The organism is Microcoleus sp. S13_C3, assembly GCF_036700905.1.
Classification (GTDB): domain Bacteria; phylum Cyanobacteriota; class Cyanobacteriia; order Cyanobacteriales; family Microcoleaceae; genus Microcoleus.
The window spans coordinates 21,576-38,478 of the sequence record NZ_JAUBPT010000077.1 but is presented as its reverse complement, the minus strand read 5'-3'; the positions used below and the strand labels follow the sequence as shown (position 1 = coordinate 38,478).

Annotated in this window: 14 protein-coding genes; 8 read left to right on the top strand and 6 right to left on the bottom strand. The window is 45.7% G+C overall.

The window, feature by feature from the left end:
- Positions 1-84: 84 nt before the first annotated feature.
- Complete coding sequence (locus tag QUA16_RS20850) at positions 85-876, bottom strand: DUF2993 domain-containing protein (protein WP_333105440.1); 792 nt, start codon at positions 874-876, stop codon at positions 85-87.
- 618 nt (positions 877-1,494) lie between these two features.
- On the opposite strand from QUA16_RS20850, the gene QUA16_RS20845 reads away from it, so the two are divergent.
- Positions 1,495-2,289, top strand: coding sequence for a pseudouridine synthase (locus tag QUA16_RS20845; protein WP_333105473.1), 795 nt, complete (start codon positions 1,495-1,497; stop codon positions 2,287-2,289).
- Positions 2,286-3,167 (top strand): RodZ domain-containing protein, encoded by an 882-nt coding sequence (locus tag QUA16_RS20840; protein ID WP_333105441.1) that lies wholly within the window; start codon positions 2,286-2,288, stop codon positions 3,165-3,167. Before QUA16_RS20845 ends, QUA16_RS20840 begins: the two co-directional genes overlap by 4 nt.
- A gap of 526 nt (positions 3,168-3,693) precedes the next feature.
- On the opposite strand, the gene malQ is transcribed toward QUA16_RS20840, so the two are convergent.
- From malQ to QUA16_RS20820, 4 genes are all read right to left on the bottom strand, one after another.
- Positions 3,694-5,202, bottom strand: a complete 1,509-nt coding sequence (gene malQ, locus QUA16_RS20835) for a 4-alpha-glucanotransferase (protein ID WP_333105442.1) — start codon at positions 5,200-5,202, stop codon at positions 3,694-3,696.
- Between the two features lie 463 nt (positions 5,203-5,665).
- On the bottom strand, positions 5,666-5,791 hold the full coding sequence (locus tag QUA16_RS20830; protein WP_333105443.1) for a photosystem II protein Y: 126 nt from the start codon (positions 5,789-5,791) through the stop codon (positions 5,666-5,668).
- A gap of 175 nt (positions 5,792-5,966) precedes the next feature.
- A complete protein-coding gene (locus QUA16_RS20825) occupies positions 5,967-6,725 on the bottom strand; it encodes a MinD/ParA family protein (protein WP_333105444.1) in 759 nt (252 codons plus the stop codon).
- Positions 6,726-6,796: 71 nt separating this feature from the next.
- Positions 6,797-8,587, bottom strand: coding sequence for a CHASE2 domain-containing protein (locus tag QUA16_RS20820; RefSeq protein WP_333105445.1), 1,791 nt, complete (start codon positions 8,585-8,587; stop codon positions 6,797-6,799).
- A 335-nt stretch (positions 8,588-8,922) separates the two neighbouring features.
- On the opposite strand from QUA16_RS20820, the gene QUA16_RS20815 reads away from it, so the two are divergent.
- The 5 genes from QUA16_RS20815 to QUA16_RS20795 all read left to right on the top strand — a co-directional run bounded on the left by QUA16_RS20815 (position 8,923) and on the right by QUA16_RS20795 (position 13,641).
- Positions 8,923-9,663, top strand: a complete 741-nt coding sequence (locus QUA16_RS20815) for a DUF928 domain-containing protein (RefSeq protein ID WP_333105446.1) — start codon at positions 8,923-8,925, stop codon at positions 9,661-9,663.
- Between the two features lie 142 nt (positions 9,664-9,805).
- Positions 9,806-10,540, top strand: coding sequence for a DUF928 domain-containing protein (locus tag QUA16_RS20810; RefSeq protein ID WP_333105447.1), 735 nt, complete (start codon positions 9,806-9,808; stop codon positions 10,538-10,540).
- Positions 10,541-10,762: 222 nt separating this feature from the next.
- Complete coding sequence (locus tag QUA16_RS20805) at positions 10,763-11,557, top strand: HAD hydrolase-like protein (RefSeq protein ID WP_333105448.1); 795 nt, start codon at positions 10,763-10,765, stop codon at positions 11,555-11,557.
- Between the two features lie 399 nt (positions 11,558-11,956).
- On the top strand, positions 11,957-13,174 hold the full coding sequence (locus tag QUA16_RS20800) for a DNA double-strand break repair nuclease NurA (RefSeq protein ID WP_333105449.1): 1,218 nt from the start codon (positions 11,957-11,959) through the stop codon (positions 13,172-13,174).
- Positions 13,175-13,422: 248 nt separating this feature from the next.
- Positions 13,423-13,641 (top strand): hypothetical protein, encoded by a 219-nt coding sequence (locus QUA16_RS20795; protein ID WP_333105450.1) that lies wholly within the window; start codon positions 13,423-13,425, stop codon positions 13,639-13,641.
- A gap of 148 nt (positions 13,642-13,789) precedes the next feature.
- On the opposite strand, the gene QUA16_RS20790 is transcribed toward QUA16_RS20795, so the two are convergent.
- A complete protein-coding gene (locus QUA16_RS20790; protein WP_333105451.1) occupies positions 13,790-15,865 on the bottom strand; it encodes an ABC transporter ATP-binding protein in 2,076 nt (691 codons plus the stop codon).
- 210 nt (positions 15,866-16,075) lie between these two features.
- Between QUA16_RS20790 and QUA16_RS20785 the strand changes: the two genes are divergently transcribed.
- Entirely contained in the window at positions 16,076-16,597 is a 522-nt protein-coding gene (locus QUA16_RS20785) for a GNAT family N-acetyltransferase (RefSeq protein WP_333105452.1), read from the top strand.
- Positions 16,598-16,903: the final 306 nt, after the last annotated feature.

The window sequence follows — 16,903 nt, the reverse complement described above, 5'->3', positions numbered from 1 at the left end:
CAACAGTCAACAGTCAACAGTCAACAGTCAACAGTCAACAGTCAACAGTCAACAGTCAACAGTCAACAGTCAACAGTGAACTAACTAAGGCAAAACTCTAATTCCCCCCCGACAAACAATCTCCCCCGGACTCAAAATCAATTCTTCAATCTCAACTTCCGGCCCAAAATCAATTTTAAAACCATTGAAATCACTGCTCTTTAATTCTCCATCGAGTTCGATTTCTGGTGATTCAAACATCAATTCGCGACCGCTGGCTATCCGCAAACCAGTCCGCAATACAAAAGGAATTTGCGTACCGCCAGCGCGCAAAATTGCCGCCGACAGCGTTAACAAACCCGCTTCAATTGCGATCTGCGAATTTTGCAACTTCAGCAACTTTTCCCTATTTGTCAGTGGCAGCATAGGCAGCAAAAATTCGCTCAAAGCATCAGCCAGCAAAGGCGCTTTCAGCGACGCATTCAAATCCGCTTGGCTGACCCTCAAAACGCCTGCCACGGGAACGGATTCCAGGAGGCGCAGGGGTTGGCCTTTGAGAGCTTGACCGAGGTTGATGCGAATGCCACAGCCCTCTATGGCAACTTCAGTTAGGTGTAGTCCTTTATACACAGCACCCCGAGCGGCAGCCGTGACTTTGGGGATCGCACCGCTGAAGATTTGTCGATCGCTCCCCTCAATTTTCACCTTCAACTCGTCCACGTGCTGAACTTGCGATCGCAGCCACAACTTTACCGCCGGAGACAGCACCGCGCTCGCGATCCGGCTGCCTTGACTCGGCGAAGGTCTCCCCGGCTCAAGGTCGAGATTAACCGTCCCACCAGAGCCAGCAGCGGCATCTCTATTGTCAAATTGAAGAGAGTTTCGATCGACAGTCATAAACGATTTCAGAATATAAACCTTAATATTCAAGCACAGAAATTTAACTAGGGCTTGTGCATCCGGCCTCAAAAACCCGGTTTATTCATATATCTATCGCCGTCAACCTCTGATTTTCCTTAGAAACCGGGTTGATGAACACAAGTCCGATTAACTCCAAAATCAAGCAGAAATCTGGCATCAGCCACGCCAGAAGCAGAAAAATTCTCACCTTTCTCCCCTTGGGATCTTTGGGTAGTTCACGAGTTGTGCGATCCCGATGAAAAATTCGCGATCGAACGTATAAATTTAACCAGGAGTACGGGATTTATGGTAGTGTTGGTTTATGGTCGGGTCTGACCCACACCTTTCAAACCAGCCGCAAACCAACGGTGCAAACCTGTGCCTGCCGCGAGTCTTTTCGTCGTAGTTTTTGCACAGCATTCAGGGTAATGCCATCAGGACAATCTGCACCGGGCACAAGGACAATCTGCACTCTTGCTGGGCGTCCTGTAATAATTGGTCAGCATTATAATTTATTCCCAATCAGGAATTGAGCATTGCTAGTACGGTTAATCAATTAACCGTGTCGTGTTTCCTCCCCACCGCTGGTTCGTTGGGGATTTCCACACTCCCGTCATGTCTGATGAAAGGCTGCAAAAAATCCTCGCCCAGTGGGGCATTGCCTCTCGTCGTCTTGCAGAACAGATGATTGTAGCTGGACGAGTCCGAGTTAATGGCAATATTGTTCGCTTAGGAGAAAAAGCGAATCCCGATCGCGATCTTATCCAAGTCGATGGAGTCCCGGTGAAACCAACGGATCGACCTGCACAGGTCTATCTGTTGCTCAACAAACCGGCCGGCGTAGTTTCTACTTGCAGCGATCCAAGGGCCCGATCGAAAGTTCTCGACTTGCTGCCACCACAACTGCGATCCGGTCAAGGCATCCACCCCGTAGGACGCTTAGATGCAGATTCCACCGGCGCCCTCTTGCTCACCAATGATGGTAAGCTGACATTTTGTTTGACCCATCCGCGTCACTCGATCGCCAAAACTTATCAGGTTTGGGTGAGCGGCGATCCCCCGGAACCCATACTACAAACGTGGCGTCAGGGCATCATCTTGTCCGGCCGAAAAACTTTGCCCGCGAAAGTTAAAGTTCTCGATCGCGCGCAAGACCAAACTCTGTTAGAAGTCATTCTATCAGAAGGCAGAAACCGACAGATTCGGCGAACAGCCGATATCTTGGGATATCCCGTGGTGCGCCTGCACCGCACAGCCATTGGCCCGATTCAATTGCAGCGGCCTGGTTCGCCAATATTGCCACCAGGCGGCTGCCGACCCCTAGAAGATGCGGAAATTATTTATTTATGGAATCTAGTCAACCTAACATCAATAAGCGTGCCAGTAAATTCCCAGGAGCACAGCATATGACAAAGAATTTATTGTTTTTATTCTTCAAAACAACTAAGCAGAAACGACACCCCCAAGAGCCAGAAACAGCTCAGAAGAAGCTAGCGGAAATTGGAACTCAACTCCGTCAGTACCGCGAACAGCAGTCGATTTGTTTGGACAAAGTAGCCGTGGTAACAATGATTCGGCGGAATCTGCTACAAGCAATCGAGGACGGTCAACTCGACCAACTTCCTGAACCCGTCTACACTCAGGGTTTGATCAAGCGCTACGCTGAAGCAATGGGTTTGGACGGAACTCAGTTTGCCGACTTTTTCCCGATCGAACCGCCACCCCGATCGAGAACCAAGCTATCCTGGCAAGATGGGCCTCAGTTGCGGCCGATGCACCTCTACCTCTTTTACACATTTCTAATTATCTGTTCGGTCAATGTCTTATCTCAGTTGATGAGCGGTTCTGTTACCGCAAAAAACGGTGCGGGAGCCGAAGAACTAGCCCTTGGGCAGCAAGAACAAGCTCGTTTAGCTGCTGAGGCATCAAGAGCCTCACAAACTCAGAAACCGGATAGTTACGAGGCTGTCGAAGCAGTAAGAACTGGTCAAAATTTAAATAAATCTGGCAATAAACCAGTGATGGTTAACGTCACTTTTAAAGCAGAATCGTGGATGCAGGTTGAAGTCGATGGTAAAACAGAGTTTGAGGGAACTTTGCCGACCGGGACTGTTCGCACCTGGGGGGCTCAAAAGCAATTAGTAGTGGTAGCAGGTAACGCCGGCGGGGTAATGGTTGCTGTTAATAACGGACAAGCCGAACCACTCGGAGATCCTGGAGTCGCCAAACAAGTTGTTTTTAAAGCAAACGAACTCAAGCCTTCAGCACCGCCCAAGAATGAAGGTTGAGTGTTAATTGGTAATTAGTAATTGTTAATGGGTAATAGGTAATAGCGGGCAGTCCACAGAGTTTAATTAGAATGTCCGTCTTGATGCACTCATTATCAATTACCAATTACCCATTCTATCAAACCCGGTTGCATCGGAATAGTCAAATCCAGTCAACAGTCAATCGATTTTAGATTTGAGATTTTAGATTTTAGAATTGAAGCATTGACCCCACGGATAAATTCGGGGGGCAAGTTTCATGGGATACAGGTTTTTTATTTCTGGACGGATGAATCCGGGGGCTTGTAGCCTGGATGCTTTCGGTCAACAATCACGGATGGTGCAACCGGAATTGATAGAATTCATCTGCGTTAATCTGTGTTGCATCTGCCTGTATCTGCGGTCAAAAAAAGAGAATTTCTGAACCGCAGATGACAAGGGATTGACGCTGATTCACGCAGATTAAGAGTATAGAGATAGGAATAATTCCGATGCTAACAGATTGGATATTACCCATTAACAATTACCAATTACCCCTTCGCGATAATCAATGTTTATTAGGAGCGCGGCCGGAGATGTAAGTCATGGTTTTGAGCCGATCGCGCACTTCCCAATTCAAAGCTTCGGGCCGATACCGCCATCCCCAATTTCCCTCTGGTTTCCCCGGAAAATTCATCCGCGCGTCAGTATCTAAACCCAACAAATCTTGAAACGGCACAATTGCCATATTAGCAATAGAAATCCAGCCCATGCGGATTAAAGACCAGTGAATTCCTTGGGGATCGATGCAGCCCAAATAACGCAAAACCTCATCTCTTTCGTAGTTTTGCAGTTGATTGAACCAGCCGACAGTCGTGTCGTTGTCGTGGGTGCCGGTGTAAACTACGCAGTTGCGATCGTAATTGAAAGGCAAAAAAGGATCGCCCGGGCCCGCGCCAAAAGCAAACTGCAAAATCTTCATTCCTGGAAACTCGTATCGATCGCGCAAAGCTTCCACTTCTGGAGTAATTACCCCTAAATCTTCAGCGATAATCGGCAAGTTGCCAAACTTCTCGTTAATTAGATCCAATAAAGCTGTGCCCGGCGCTTTAATCCACTCTCCCTCGATCGCAGTTTCTTGTCCGCGCTTCACCGCCCAGTAAGCGTCAAATCCTCGAAAGTGGTCGATCCGAGTTACGTCTACATAAGCGAAAATCGCTTCAAAACGCTGCACCCACCACTCAAAATTATTTGCTTGCAAATTCTCCCAATTGTATACCGGGTTGCCCCACAATTGACCTGTATTGCTGAAGTAATCAGGGGGAACTCCCGCCATTAAAGCTGGTTCTCCGGTGGCTTCATCCAAGCAAAATATTTCTGGATGAGACCATACATCCGCGCTGTCGTGAGCTACATAAATCGGAATATCGCCAATAATTTTAATGTCCCGCAGGTTAGCATAGCGTTTCAACTCCGTCCACTGGCGAAAAAACTCAAACTGGACGTATTTGTAGTAATAAATCTCAGCATTTAGCTGCTGGCGCCATTTCTCTAGGGACTTGGGTTCTCGACGGGCAATTTCGGGTTCCCAATTGTTCCAGCTAACACCGCCAAAGTGATCTTTTAGTGCCATAAATAAGGCGTAATCTTCCAGCCAATTCTCTTTGCTTTCGCAAAAACCTGAGAATTCTTTTTGCTGGATCGGGGATGCTTTGGCTTTGAAGTTTTCGCAAGCTTTTTTGAGCAAAGGCACTTTCAGGGCGATCGCCCGATCGAAGTCTACATAATCCAGCGGAAATTCTGGTAAATTAGCGAAATCTTCATCGGCGAGCAATTGCTCGTCCCGCAGCAGTTCTGGGTTGATCAGCAGCGGATTTCCCGCCATTGCTGAATAGCAGGAATAAGGAGAATTGCCGTATCCTGTCGGCCCCAGCGGCAATACCTGCCAGTATTGCTGGTCGCTCTCTACTAAAAAGTCAATAAAGCGATATGCTTCTATTCCCATGTCTCCAATGCCAAATCGACTGGGAAAGGACGTGGGGTGGACTAGCATGCCGCTCGATCGGGGAAAAAGCATAATCTATCTCAAGATATAGGAATTTAACATTGACAATTTGACCGATATTCCCTACAAGTTAAACTTCGTAGTTTTTAGGGGGATTCTTAGGGCAAATACTTTTGTGATTGTCTCATATTTTCTGCGATAACGTGCTTACCAAATATTTTTAGGGCACTCTACTCATAAATCCTGAGTAAAGTTCAAAACATCAAAATCAGAAATTACACGATCGCCCTGCTTTTGCAACTAGGTTTTTTTACCCAGGCTCGTTTGCTGCAACAAAGTATTTTGCTTGAGCGTACCCGGTTTCTCCCTAATCTTTAAATGTAACTTTTCTTGGGTTTTTGCCCCCTCTCTCTGCAGTCGTAAATTGCCCGCCAAGAATCAGCCATCACTTAAGCAGATCCCATGCACAAATCAGCCGGCTGTTTTGTATCTCAAAAAACAGCCGGCTGCGAAATTACTGGTGATAATGCTTAGTTCATGCTTGCTTGTTCAACATTTTCTGTACTTGTTTGAGAGCTATAGCACCGACGTTGTAAGCAGCCCAGCCGCCCGCTAACAATACGGGCATCAATACTATTAGTATGCGGAAGTCAAAATCCATGAGTTCTCCTCCTAAAGTTTTTTAACAAATTCTCATAATCTATTTGTATCTCATTTTGTCGCCATTCTCCTGACTCTTTAGCCAAATATTCTGGATACGCAGGAGGACATGGCTCCGCAGGAATGGAGAGCGAAAGCGAAACTCCTGGGCGGGATCTCGGCATTCGCAGCACCAATTATCCCACAATCTGTTTGGCAATCCCTTCCACCACCTTAGTTAGAGGGTCGTTAGGGAAGTGCAGCGCAAACACCCCCTTGCTGGCGAGCAGCATCATCTTGTCGCTGTGGGGCAGTACCCCTGCCACTGGGATGTTGTAGATACTCTCTACTTGCTGCTTCAAATCCTCGAAATCCAGCGATTCTGGGGCTTTGTTAATCGTCATCAAAATCTTGGGAACTTCTAATTTGCGGGCCACATCTACCGTGACAGCCGTTCCCTGAAAATCTTGCTGATCCGGACGCAGAATCAGCAGCAGGATGTCGGAAATGGTAATGCTGAGGAGGGTTTCTTCGTTCAGTCCCGGGTGCGTGTCGATAAATAGGTAGTCTAAGTTCAAAACCTCGATCAGTTCTTGAAAGCCGTCGGTAAGCAGTCCCACGTCGTAGCCTTCCCGCAAAACTCGCGCTATCTCCCCTGCTTTAATGCTCGAAGGAATCAGGTAGAGGTTGCCGTTACTGGCTAATTTTGGCAGCAGCGAACTCACATTGTAGGCCGTATCCGCGATCGGACAGCGGCCCCACAGGTAATCGTTCAGGCAGCGATCCATGTTGCTCTCGCTGAAACCGAACAGCACGTGAATCCCCGGTGATTGAATGTCTGTGTCCACAATGGCGACCCGATTTCCGCTGCGAGCGATAATAGATGCCAGGTTTGCTGTCGTGTTCGATTTGCCAGTTCCGCCCCGGTAAGAGTGGACAGAGATGATTTTGGACATGATCTGCGTATGAGCGTAAGAAACGGCGAGAATTAATTATGATGCAATTCTCGATGCAGTCGAGTTGCCTGTCATTCTTCCTTTGCCCCCAAATCCTCCTTGTCAGTTAAACTATCACTTTTTTCATCTTTTATCCTCTTTTCTGCGCCCCTGCGCTGCCGCATCTGTTTGGCTTTGGCTTGCAAATCGCTGAACTCGTCATCAGGTTTAGTTTCGGCGGAACTAGCACCACAACCGCTACCTATCGGGACACCCGTTGGAGAGGCGCTTTCCGATTCAGTCACGGCGGCGCGCTGCTTCTGGTGTTGGGATTTTTCCTGCAACTGAGCTAGATATTCGTCTGTCTGACTTTCGACATTGGGAATATCTGGGGTAATGGCAATTATTTCTTGGGGTTCGGAAAGTTTTTTTTCAGAGGTTTCTTGTTTGCTAATCCTCAGTTTATCTTTCTTTTGCTGCAATTCTTTAAAGAAATCAGATTCTGTGATTTCTGCGACTTGCTGTTCTTTTTTGGCTTGGTCTATTTCGATTTTGAAGACTTGTTTTACTCGATCGCTAATTGCTTTCCCGTATCCGGCTTTATTAAATCTCTCTGCTGATACAATGCTACCGCCAGTTAAGATTAATGCTAAGGCTGGCGCTGCTACAGGCACCCACCCTCCCAACAGAAAAATCCCAAAACTAATCGCGCAGCACCCGGACAGCAGTGCTGCGAATGTCACTGTCAACTTCGCTGGGTGAGCCATCCGCGATGCCAAGGTTCCTCCCACAATTGACCATCCCGAAATCCACAGGATTTCTGCCCATTCCGGCCAAAACCAAAACATCGGTCTGTTGTCTAAAACTGTACTCAAAATTTGGCTGACTACTTGTGCGTGTGCCACGATACCAGGCATGAATTGGTTTTTTTGCTGTCGCCCACTGTAAGGAGTATAAAATAAATCTTTAACGGTTTCTGTGGTGTAACCGATGAGAACTATTTTATCTTTAACTAAATTCGGGTCTACTTTCCCTTCTAAAACATCCGTAATTCTGACTTGGTTTGCGACTTGCTGCTTGGAACGATAGTTAATTAATATTTGATATCCCCTGACATCGGCATTTTTGTATCCTCCGTCATTGCTTGCTAGTTGTTTTAATTGGGTTTTTCCCAGCCATAAAGATTGATCGGGTGCAAGTTTGGGAGAGATTTTTTGCCCTTGGAGGTAGCGGAGTGCTAGCTGGATGTTGAAGGAAGCTAAAACTTGAGAATTGTCATTGCAAAGATGTTTTTGGGCCGAGGAGTTGCCGTCAATTTTCGGCGGTTTCATAAATAATAAAGCCCTGCGGAGTATGCCACCCGGATCGACTCCGAAATCGGCAAATCCCACCCGGTTTTTTGGCAGCCCCGGCGCAGGCGGAGAACCGGGATTGTCCGGGCTTCCGTCGGTGACTAAACATACCCCGATAATTCGATCGCTTTTTTGTAAAAGTTTAGTTAATTCCTCGCGCCCGTCTCCTAAAGGTACGTCTCGCAGTACATCTAAACCGATGACTGCAGGCTGCATTTTGTCGAGTTTTTGTAAGATTTCAGCTATTTTGCGATCGGATATTGGCCACTGTTTCAGTTTTTGAATGTCTGCTTCGGTAATCCCCACAACTAGCAAACGCGAGTCTGGCTGTTCATCGGGACGCCACCTCACCATTTGGTCGTAAGCGCTTAATTCTACTGGTTCGAGTATTCCTAGCTGTCTGGCCCCCATCAAGGATAATGTTACTGCCACGCTGGCAATTAATACAGACTTAGCCAATGCTAGTGATGGTTTATACCTTTGACTCACTTGAGTCGCTGCCGATCGAATTTTGTTAGATATTTTACTCATTATCCCAGCATAAAAGTTTGACTCGTTTCTGGAACAGCAGTTGTTTCACATTTCCCCCTGCTGGAGACTTCCTCCATCTTAGAACACTCGGAAACTCCGAGAACTTTGTTACAAAAATTTACCTTACGTAGCGAGCAACTGTATTCAATGATACTGGCAACCTAGGCAACCTGATTTTTCGGACGGAGAATCCACTTGCCGATCGAATTAATAAATGTTATTGATGATATGTAAAGGTTGAAATTGTGTATCTGCGCCCTCGACTAGCATCTCAAAAATATTTGTCGCCATCAGCGAATGCCTGTGTTTGCAATTATACTGAAAGGTACAACAAAATGAAACGTTTTCTACATCGGGCTACACTTGCTGTCGCCGTATCTGCGATCGCAGCTACCGTCCCCAGTTCACTTGCACCGATGCGTGCACAATCCCAGCCGCTTCTGCTGAGTCAAAATTTTAATTTCCAGCCTCCCGACGTAACAGCCCCCGCCAACCGACAAGGAGGGACACATCGCGGCAACAAGCTTTGTCCAGCGGGTGTATCTCTTACTCCTTTAGTGCCTCCAACTAATATCGGTTTAACCCTAACAGATTCTCCCACAATTTTTGTCTATATTCCTAACACCTCGCCCGAAATAGAGTTTACTTTGCTCAACGAAAACGAAGACAAAGTAGTCTACGAAAAAACCTTTAAACTTGACAAATCCGGGATTGTAGGAGTTAGTATTCCTGCTACCGTGGACAACAACAAATCCCTTGAAGTTGGCAAGCGATACGTATGGTCATTTTCGATGGTTTGCGACCCGGAAGACCGATCGGCAGATTTAGTTGTTAAAGGCTTCGTGCAGCGCATTGAACCGCAGGCAACTCTCAAGAGCGATTTGGCAAATCCCGACCCCATGACTAGGCTTAACGTTTATGCTCAAAATGGGATTTGGTACGAAACTCTCGCTACTTTAGCCCAAATGCGGCGCCAGACACCGGGGGATGTGAAGCTGACAGCCAAGTGGACGCAATTATTGCAGTCCCAAGGACTGGAATCTGTTGCAACTCAACCACTGGTTGCGCCTCTTTAAATCTCGCTATTTGTTGAAGTTTGGTCGATCTGCCGATGGCGATGTGAAAATTGACCCATTTACTCGATCGCGCCCGGGGCTAAAACTCCGGGTTAACCTTTAGAAATGCGCTCTATAAATATTTTTACAAGTGGGTGGAAAAATGAAACGTTTTATACATTTTACTGCACTGGTGATGACTGTATTGACGATCGCCGTTACTCTCCCCAGTTTGCTGACACCGATACAGGCTGTGCCTGCACCCATTCTCCTCAGTCAGAATGTTAATTTCAAACCTCCCGATGTAACAGCCCCCGACAACCGGCAAGGGGGGACGCATCGAGGCTGTAAGTTACGGGATGGTTTATTCATTACTCCCTTGGTACCTGAAAGTAATATTGGCTTAACGCTAACAGAGTCGCCAACATTTTTTGTATATGTTTCTCAACCGGCAGCTCAAGTAGAGTTTATTTTGCTAAACGCAGATGAATCCGAAGTAGTTTACGAAACTACTTTAAAAAATGACAAAGCCGGAATTGTTGGAGTTAGCCTTTCTGAGAAAGACAAGACAAAAAATATTGAGGTTGGTAAGCGATATGTGTGGTCGTTTGCACTAGCCTGCGATCCTCTGGAGCGTTCAGGAGATTATATTGTTAAAGGATGGATGCAGCGAATTGAACCCCAGGCAACTCTCAAGAACGATTTGGCAAATCCCGACCCTATGGCTAAGGTGATTGCTTATGCTAAAAATGGGATTTGGTACGAGACTCTTGCTACTCTGGCCGAAATGCGGCGCCTCGCACCCGATGATTCGCGGCTGACAACCGAGTGGACGCAATTGTTGGAGTCCCAAGGACTAGAATCGATCGCAGATCAACCGCTAGTTCAGTCTTTTTAATAACCACTCTTCACCAATCATTGCTGATTGTTTGCACAGTCAATGCTTCAATGCTTCAATCCAGTGACCGAAAGCAGCCAGGGTACAAGCCCCCGTCTTTATCCTGGCACAACCCAAACATAGTATCCGATAACCAGTCCCAGGATTCATCAGTGAGATCGCTTTCTTCAATTCTCCAATTCTTCAATCCAAAATCTAAAATCTAAAATCTAAAATCGATTGATGGCTAATAACTTTCCGACAATTCTAGCTCTTGATTTTGACGGTGTGATTTGTGACGGACTAATCGAATATTTTCAAACCGCTTGGCGTACCTACTGTCAAATTTGGAAACCAGTCGAAACAGTGCCAGAACCAGATTTAGCTTTGAGTTTTTACCGAGTGCGGCCCGCCATCGAAACTGGTTGGGAAATGCCGCTGCTAATCCGCGCACTGCTGACAGGAATTTCCCCAGAGCAAATTTTGCTAGAGTGGCCCAATATAGTACCGCATTTATTGACCGAAAATAATTTGAAAGCGCAGTCTGTAGGCGCTATGTTAGACGGATTGCGCGATAATTGGATTGCTGAGGATTTATCTGGGTGGCTGTCTTTGCACCGCTTTTATCCAGGGGTTGCCGATCGCTTGCACTCGTTGCAGGAGAGTTCGGTGAAAGTGGCGATCGTCACTACCAAGGAAGGCCGTTTTGTGCGGGAACTTTTGCAACTAGCAGGCGTACAAATGCCGCCGGAGTTGATTTTTGGTAAGGAATACAACAAGCCGAAACACCAAATTTTGCGGGAATTTTTGGCCGCGTCTGGCAAAGATTCGACTATTTGGTTTGTGGAAGACAGGTTAAAAACTTTGCTGTCGGTGAAGCAGCAGCCGGATTTATCTCAGGTGATGTTATTTTTGGCTGATTGGGGTTACAATACTTTGCCAGAACGGGAATCTGTGGCTCAAAATCCACCAGTGCAATTGCTTTCTCTGTCCCAGTTTGCCGGAGATTTTGCCGATTGGCTGCCGATCGACTGTTGATGTTAGATTGGTTTACAGTGGTAATTTTTTTCGCTGTTCAGAGTCAAAAAAAACAACAAAAATTTACATCTTTTTTGTTGACTTTTGCAGCGTAGACATGGTATTTTAATATAATGGGATGGTTGCAAAAATAATATTTTTGCAACCATCCCATTATAAGATAAATATAACAGAAATTCCTCAAAAAAGCAAGGATCTCGACAAAAAAAAAGGTTTTTTTTTCAGGTACTCTTGACCTCAAAAACCCGGTTTTTTTACTATTTCTGGGGGCGGGTACGAAGTATTTTAGTTGATCAAACCGCGTGTGTGACAAAAAAACAAGCTTCGGCACCAAAAAAATGAAAAGTGTTTTGATAATTTCTCAGCTTCAAAGCTTTCTAATATTGAGACTTAAAACCCATGCTCGATTTAACTAAAGCAGCCAAGGCAATGCAGGGAATGAGCCAACATTTGAATGTGGAAGCGGCTGCCGCTCGCCAGCGTTTGGAAGTGGCTCAGAATTTGCTGGTAAAGGCTGCTGCGGAACAGGAAAAATTGGTGGAATTGCAAGAGAGTTGGCGCGATCGCACTTTATTCAATGCTGCCACGCCGATCGAACCCTTAGACGATCGCAGCTACATCACCGCACCCCCCGCCGCTCACACAGTCTTTGCCACAGACGGATCGCAAATTTCCCCCAACCATCACGAAATAGCCTACTGCTACCTGCTAAACGTCGGCACAGTCATGCTGCACTACGGGCAAAGCCGCCACCCAGTTTTAGACAGCGTACCCGAGGTTTTCTACAAACCCGAAGACTTGTACGGTTCGCGACAGTGGGGAATTAGAACCGAAGAATGGATGGGATATCGGCGGGCAGTTTCCGAAGCAATTGCCTTAGCAGAAATGGGCTGCAATTGGGCAAAAGTTAACGACAATAAATTGCCCGCGCCAGCTTTAGCAATGGTAGACGGTTCCCTGATTTATTGGTTTTTGGAACAGTTACCCAGCGAAGCGCGCGATCAAATTTTGCTGCCAATTTTAGAATCTTGGGACAAGTTGCGTTTAGCAGGAATTCCGCTGTTAGGATACTTAAGCGCTTCTCGCAGCACCGAAAGCTTATCTTTTTTGCGGTTTGAAGCTTGCACCCACGAAGTACCAGACTGCATGACAAATTGTCCGAACGTCGGATTTGCCGCCACAATTTCTTTCGCCGATAAAGCACCTTGTCAAGAATTTGAACCCTTGCGGGATGCCATATTGTGGGCAACAATCCTGTCACCTGGACAAAGAAGCCCTTTGTGGAAATCCCAAGCTCGAATTTTAGATTTGTACGGTCTTAATTCCGTCTATTTCTGTTACGTTCACGTTGGCACAGAAATTGCTAGAATAGAAGTACCGGAATGGGTAGCACAAGATAAAGCACAGCTAGATTTAGCATTCGGAATGATGCTGGCTCAAGTACATAAAGGCGGCGGGTATCCGGTGACGCTAGCAGAAGCTCACAATCAAGCGGTAGTCACGGGGGGCGATCGAACTCGCTTTTTCGCTTTGTTAGAGCAGCAAATGATTAAAGCCGGCTTAAAGAATGTCGGAATTTCTTATAAGGAAACACGGAAGCGCGGCAGTATTGCTTAAAGTAATAAGTAAAGTAATCTTGGACGCAGAAACCGGGTTTTTTACAGAAATACAGAAATTGAGCCTTTAACACAGATAAAAAACCCGGTTTCTTTGGTATTGATACCTAATTTATAGCGGTTCTCAAAAAAGTGAGGTATGCCCTATGCCCACGGAGGCCTATGCCCACGGAGGCCTATGCCCATGAGTACCTCATATGAGAGATCGAAAGGCTATATGTAGAGTTAAAATAGAGTTAAAAATGTTATATGCCAATAGAAATAATTATCTTAATTGCTTCGTTACTTGTATCTTGGCTAGTCTTTAATTGGGCTTTTAAAGTATTGAAAGCCAGCATCGGGACAGCGATTGGTTTAGCAGCAATTGTGCTGACGATGCAGTTATTGTTTGGCATCGGCCCCAATCAGCTTTTCCAACATATAATTCACTTGCCGGAAACCCTGGGGAAAATGATTTCAGGCAAGTGAGCCGATTTTAGATTTTAGATTTTAGATTCTTTTAGATACCAGACTTCTTGAAGAAGTCTGGTATCTGGGTATTCGGATAATTTTCCCTCTTAGCGATAATTCATCCGTGTATCCGTGTCAAAATCCGTGTCGTGCCTTCCTTCAGATATTAACTGCCCAGCATTTGTAACTTGTACAAACTGGCATACAACCCTTCTTGCTGCAACAACTCTTCGTGGCTGCCCGACTCTACTAACTGCCCGCGTTTGAGCACTAAAATACGATCGACATTTCGGATAGTCGAAAGCCTGTGGGCAATAATTATCGCCGTTCTGTCCGCCATCAAACGCTCTAGAGCTTCTTGAATTAAAGCTTCCGTCCCCACATCCAAACTAGCAGTTGCCTCGTCTAGAACTAAGATACTGGGATTGCGAATAGCGGCACGAGCAAACGCTAATAATTGCTTTTGTCCCCCCGAAAGATTGGTGCCCCGTTCCCGCAATTGCGTATCATAACCTTGAGGCAACTGTTCAATTAAACGGGCAACATTTGTCTTTTCTGCTGCTGCTTGAATTTCCTCAATCGAGTAACTTTCTCCCAGGCTGATATTGCTCTTCACGTCACCAGCAAATAGAAAGCCATCTTGGATAATCACGCCTATGTGCCTGCGTAACTCTGCTTGAGGCAAATCCCGAATATCCACATGATTAACCAGAATCCGTCCTCGGCTAGGTTCGTAAAGGCGGCACAGGAGACGGATAATCGAACTTTTTCCCGCACCGGTGGGGCCAACTAATGCTACTTTTTCGCCGGATTTGATGGTGAAATTGAGGTTTTGCAGGACATATTCGTCTTCTTTGTAAGCAAACCACACGTTGTCAAATTGGATTTCTCCCGATTCTGAATTCTGCGATTTGGCATTTTCTCCTCCCCGAAGCTTGGGGGGGTTGGGATTGTTAGGCACTAAACGATATTCTGAACTTGCTGGATTTTGATGATTATCTGCCAATTCTCGATCGAACGGAGACAAGTTGTAAGCCGTTGCCTCTGGATGTCCAGTTATCAACAACGGTGAATAACCTGCCCTTCTTTCTCCTTCCCTCTTCCCTCTTCCTTCTGCCTTCTTCCCTCTCCCTTCAAACATCCGTGTATCCGTGTCAAAATCCGTGTTGTGCCCTTCCTTCTTCCCGCTGGTTGGATCTTTAATTTCGATCGGTTCGTTGAGAATATCGCTAATGCGTTCGACAGCGGTAAATCCTGCTTGAATAGCAGTGAATTTCTCAGCAAATTGCCGCAGCGGATCGAAGAGACGTTGAGCAAATAAAATGAATGCCGAGAGAGTACCGAAGTTAAGATTACCGGCTAAAACCCTTTGGCCGCCCATCCACAAAACGGCTGCAATCGCCACTAAAGCAATCCATTCTAATGTCGCAGATACGGCTGAGTCGTAAAATATAGTTTTGTCAACTGCTTTAATGTACCGTTTATTCGTGACGCGAAACAATTCCGAGTTGAATCTTTCGCGGCGGAATAGCTGCACTACGCCAATACCAGTCAAGTTTTCTTGCAGTTGGGCGTTGAGCTCTGAAAGTTCTTCTCTGGTATTGTAATTTGCTATGCGATATTGGTACTGGAAATAAACTATGACTGCGGTAATTGGTATCATCATCAGCACCAACATTAAAGCAAGTTGCCACTGCATAGTAAACATGAAAATGGCAATTACTAAAATTGAAAATAAATCGCTGACAATGCCGATCGCCCCTGAAGAAAAAACCTCTCCCAAAGCTTCCACATCGCTGGTGAGGCGAGTCATCAATTTACCAACAGGAGTGCGATCGAAAAATCTCACTGCTAGCGATGTGACGTGGGCGAACAAATCATTTCTAATATCTGTAGTAATTATTTGCCCTACTTTCGTGACTAAATAGCCTTGAAGTGATTGCAGTGCTAATCTAAGTGTTATAGTTAGCATGAGCAAAACTGCCAAAATATTCAATGCAGCAGATAGAGGCACTCCCCGCAAGAACTCGTAGGTAGGTTCCGAGCGAATTACCGAAATGGCCTGTCCGATGAGAATGGGTTGAATAGCTCCTGAGACTGCTAGCGGTACTAATAGTGCGATCGCAATAATCAGCAAGCGTTTGCTGCGGGTTGCGTAAGATGCCAACCTCATGAATAACCGCCAGTCTGTTTCCTGGCCGGATTTGTTTTTGGTATCTGCTACTGGTGAGGAAATGGTCATTGATTGCAAAAACTGTAGAATATATCTAGTTAATAATTGTAACAAATAGAATCAATATTTGACACTAATATCAGTAACAGGCAAGATGCCTGTTTCACAAAGAGTGTTTTCTTGTAACAGTAGGTTGGGTTGAGGAACGAAACCAAACTAAAATGTTTGTAGCCCGCCAAAGTGGTACTATAATCTAATGTTAAAGGTTATACTGTCATCATGCAAGAGATAGAGACAGCCCGATTGTATCTGAGACCATTTAGGCCAGACGACTTAGATGAGCTGTACCGTATTTACAGTGATGCAGAAATAATGAAATACTTGAGAGGAGTTAAAACTAGAGAAGAAACAGAAATCGCCATTCATACCATGCTCCAACGTTGGGAACAAAACAACTTCGGAATGTGGGCTTTAGTACATAAAATAGACCGTAAAATGATTGGCCGCTGCGGACTGGCTTTTTTGGACCAGACACCGGAAGTTGAGTTGGGCTATGCGCTAGACAAAGTTTATTGGAATCAAGGATTGGTGACAGAGGCATCTTTTGCTAGTCTAAATTATGGATTTAAAATATTAAATTTGGATCGAATAGTTGCGATCGCCCGGCCAGAAAATATCGCATCCCAGCGAGTGATACAGAAAGTGGGCATGAAATATGAAAAAAATGCTCATTACTACGAAACAGATGTAGTATATTATTCTATATCGCGAGAAAGTTACCCGTCAAAAGTAGTTTGGTAGGGTGTGCATTGCACACCTTAAGTAGGTAGGCGCTGTAAAACGCAACTATGTAAACGATTATAAAGTCTCCTTAGCCCTAAGCGTGGCTGACAGAGCAATGTTTACATACTGTTACATGGTTCAGTTTAATCCTGCGTACCTACTTACCACTGGCACACTATTTTGATATAGAAGGGGCAATGCCGAAAAGTAGGCAATATCCAGGGTTTTGGGGAGTGGGAGAGGCAAGCTTCTATTTCTGCTGATACAGCGATTTAAAGACATTCTGAATGCAAAGATTATAATTGTAATTTTATCACAATAGTT

Bases quoted from the DNA above. Each gene is read 5' to 3' on its own strand.
- QUA16_RS20820 (WP_333105445.1), bottom strand. From the start codon at position 8,587: ATGAGTAAAATATCTAACAAAATTCGATCGGCAGCGACTCAAGTGAGT.
- QUA16_RS20795 (WP_333105450.1), top strand. From the start codon at position 13,423: ATGCCAATAGAAATAATTATCTTAATTGCTTCGTTACTTGTATCTTGG.
- QUA16_RS20845 (WP_333105473.1), top strand. From the start codon at position 1,495: ATGTCTGATGAAAGGCTGCAAAAAATCCTCGCCCAGTGGGGCATTGCC.
- QUA16_RS20805 (WP_333105448.1), top strand. From the start codon at position 10,763: ATGGCTAATAACTTTCCGACAATTCTAGCTCTTGATTTTGACGGTGTG.
- QUA16_RS20850 (WP_333105440.1), bottom strand. From the start codon at position 876: ATGACTGTCGATCGAAACTCTCTTCAATTTGACAATAGAGATGCCGCT.
- malQ (WP_333105442.1), bottom strand. From the start codon at position 5,202: ATGCTTTTTCCCCGATCGAGCGGCATGCTAGTCCACCCCACGTCCTTT.
- QUA16_RS20840 (WP_333105441.1), top strand. From the start codon at position 2,286: ATGACAAAGAATTTATTGTTTTTATTCTTCAAAACAACTAAGCAGAAA.
- QUA16_RS20815 (WP_333105446.1), top strand. From the start codon at position 8,923: ATGAAACGTTTTCTACATCGGGCTACACTTGCTGTCGCCGTATCTGCG.
- QUA16_RS20790 (WP_333105451.1), bottom strand. From the start codon at position 15,865: ATGACCATTTCCTCACCAGTAGCAGATACCAAAAACAAATCCGGCCAG.
- QUA16_RS20810 (WP_333105447.1), top strand. From the start codon at position 9,806: ATGAAACGTTTTATACATTTTACTGCACTGGTGATGACTGTATTGACG.
- QUA16_RS20825 (WP_333105444.1), bottom strand. From the start codon at position 6,725: ATGTCCAAAATCATCTCTGTCCACTCTTACCGGGGCGGAACTGGCAAA.
- QUA16_RS20785 (WP_333105452.1), top strand. From the start codon at position 16,076: ATGCAAGAGATAGAGACAGCCCGATTGTATCTGAGACCATTTAGGCCA.
- QUA16_RS20830 (WP_333105443.1), bottom strand. From the start codon at position 5,791: ATGGATTTTGACTTCCGCATACTAATAGTATTGATGCCCGTATTGTTA.
- QUA16_RS20800 (WP_333105449.1), top strand. From the start codon at position 11,957: ATGCTCGATTTAACTAAAGCAGCCAAGGCAATGCAGGGAATGAGCCAA.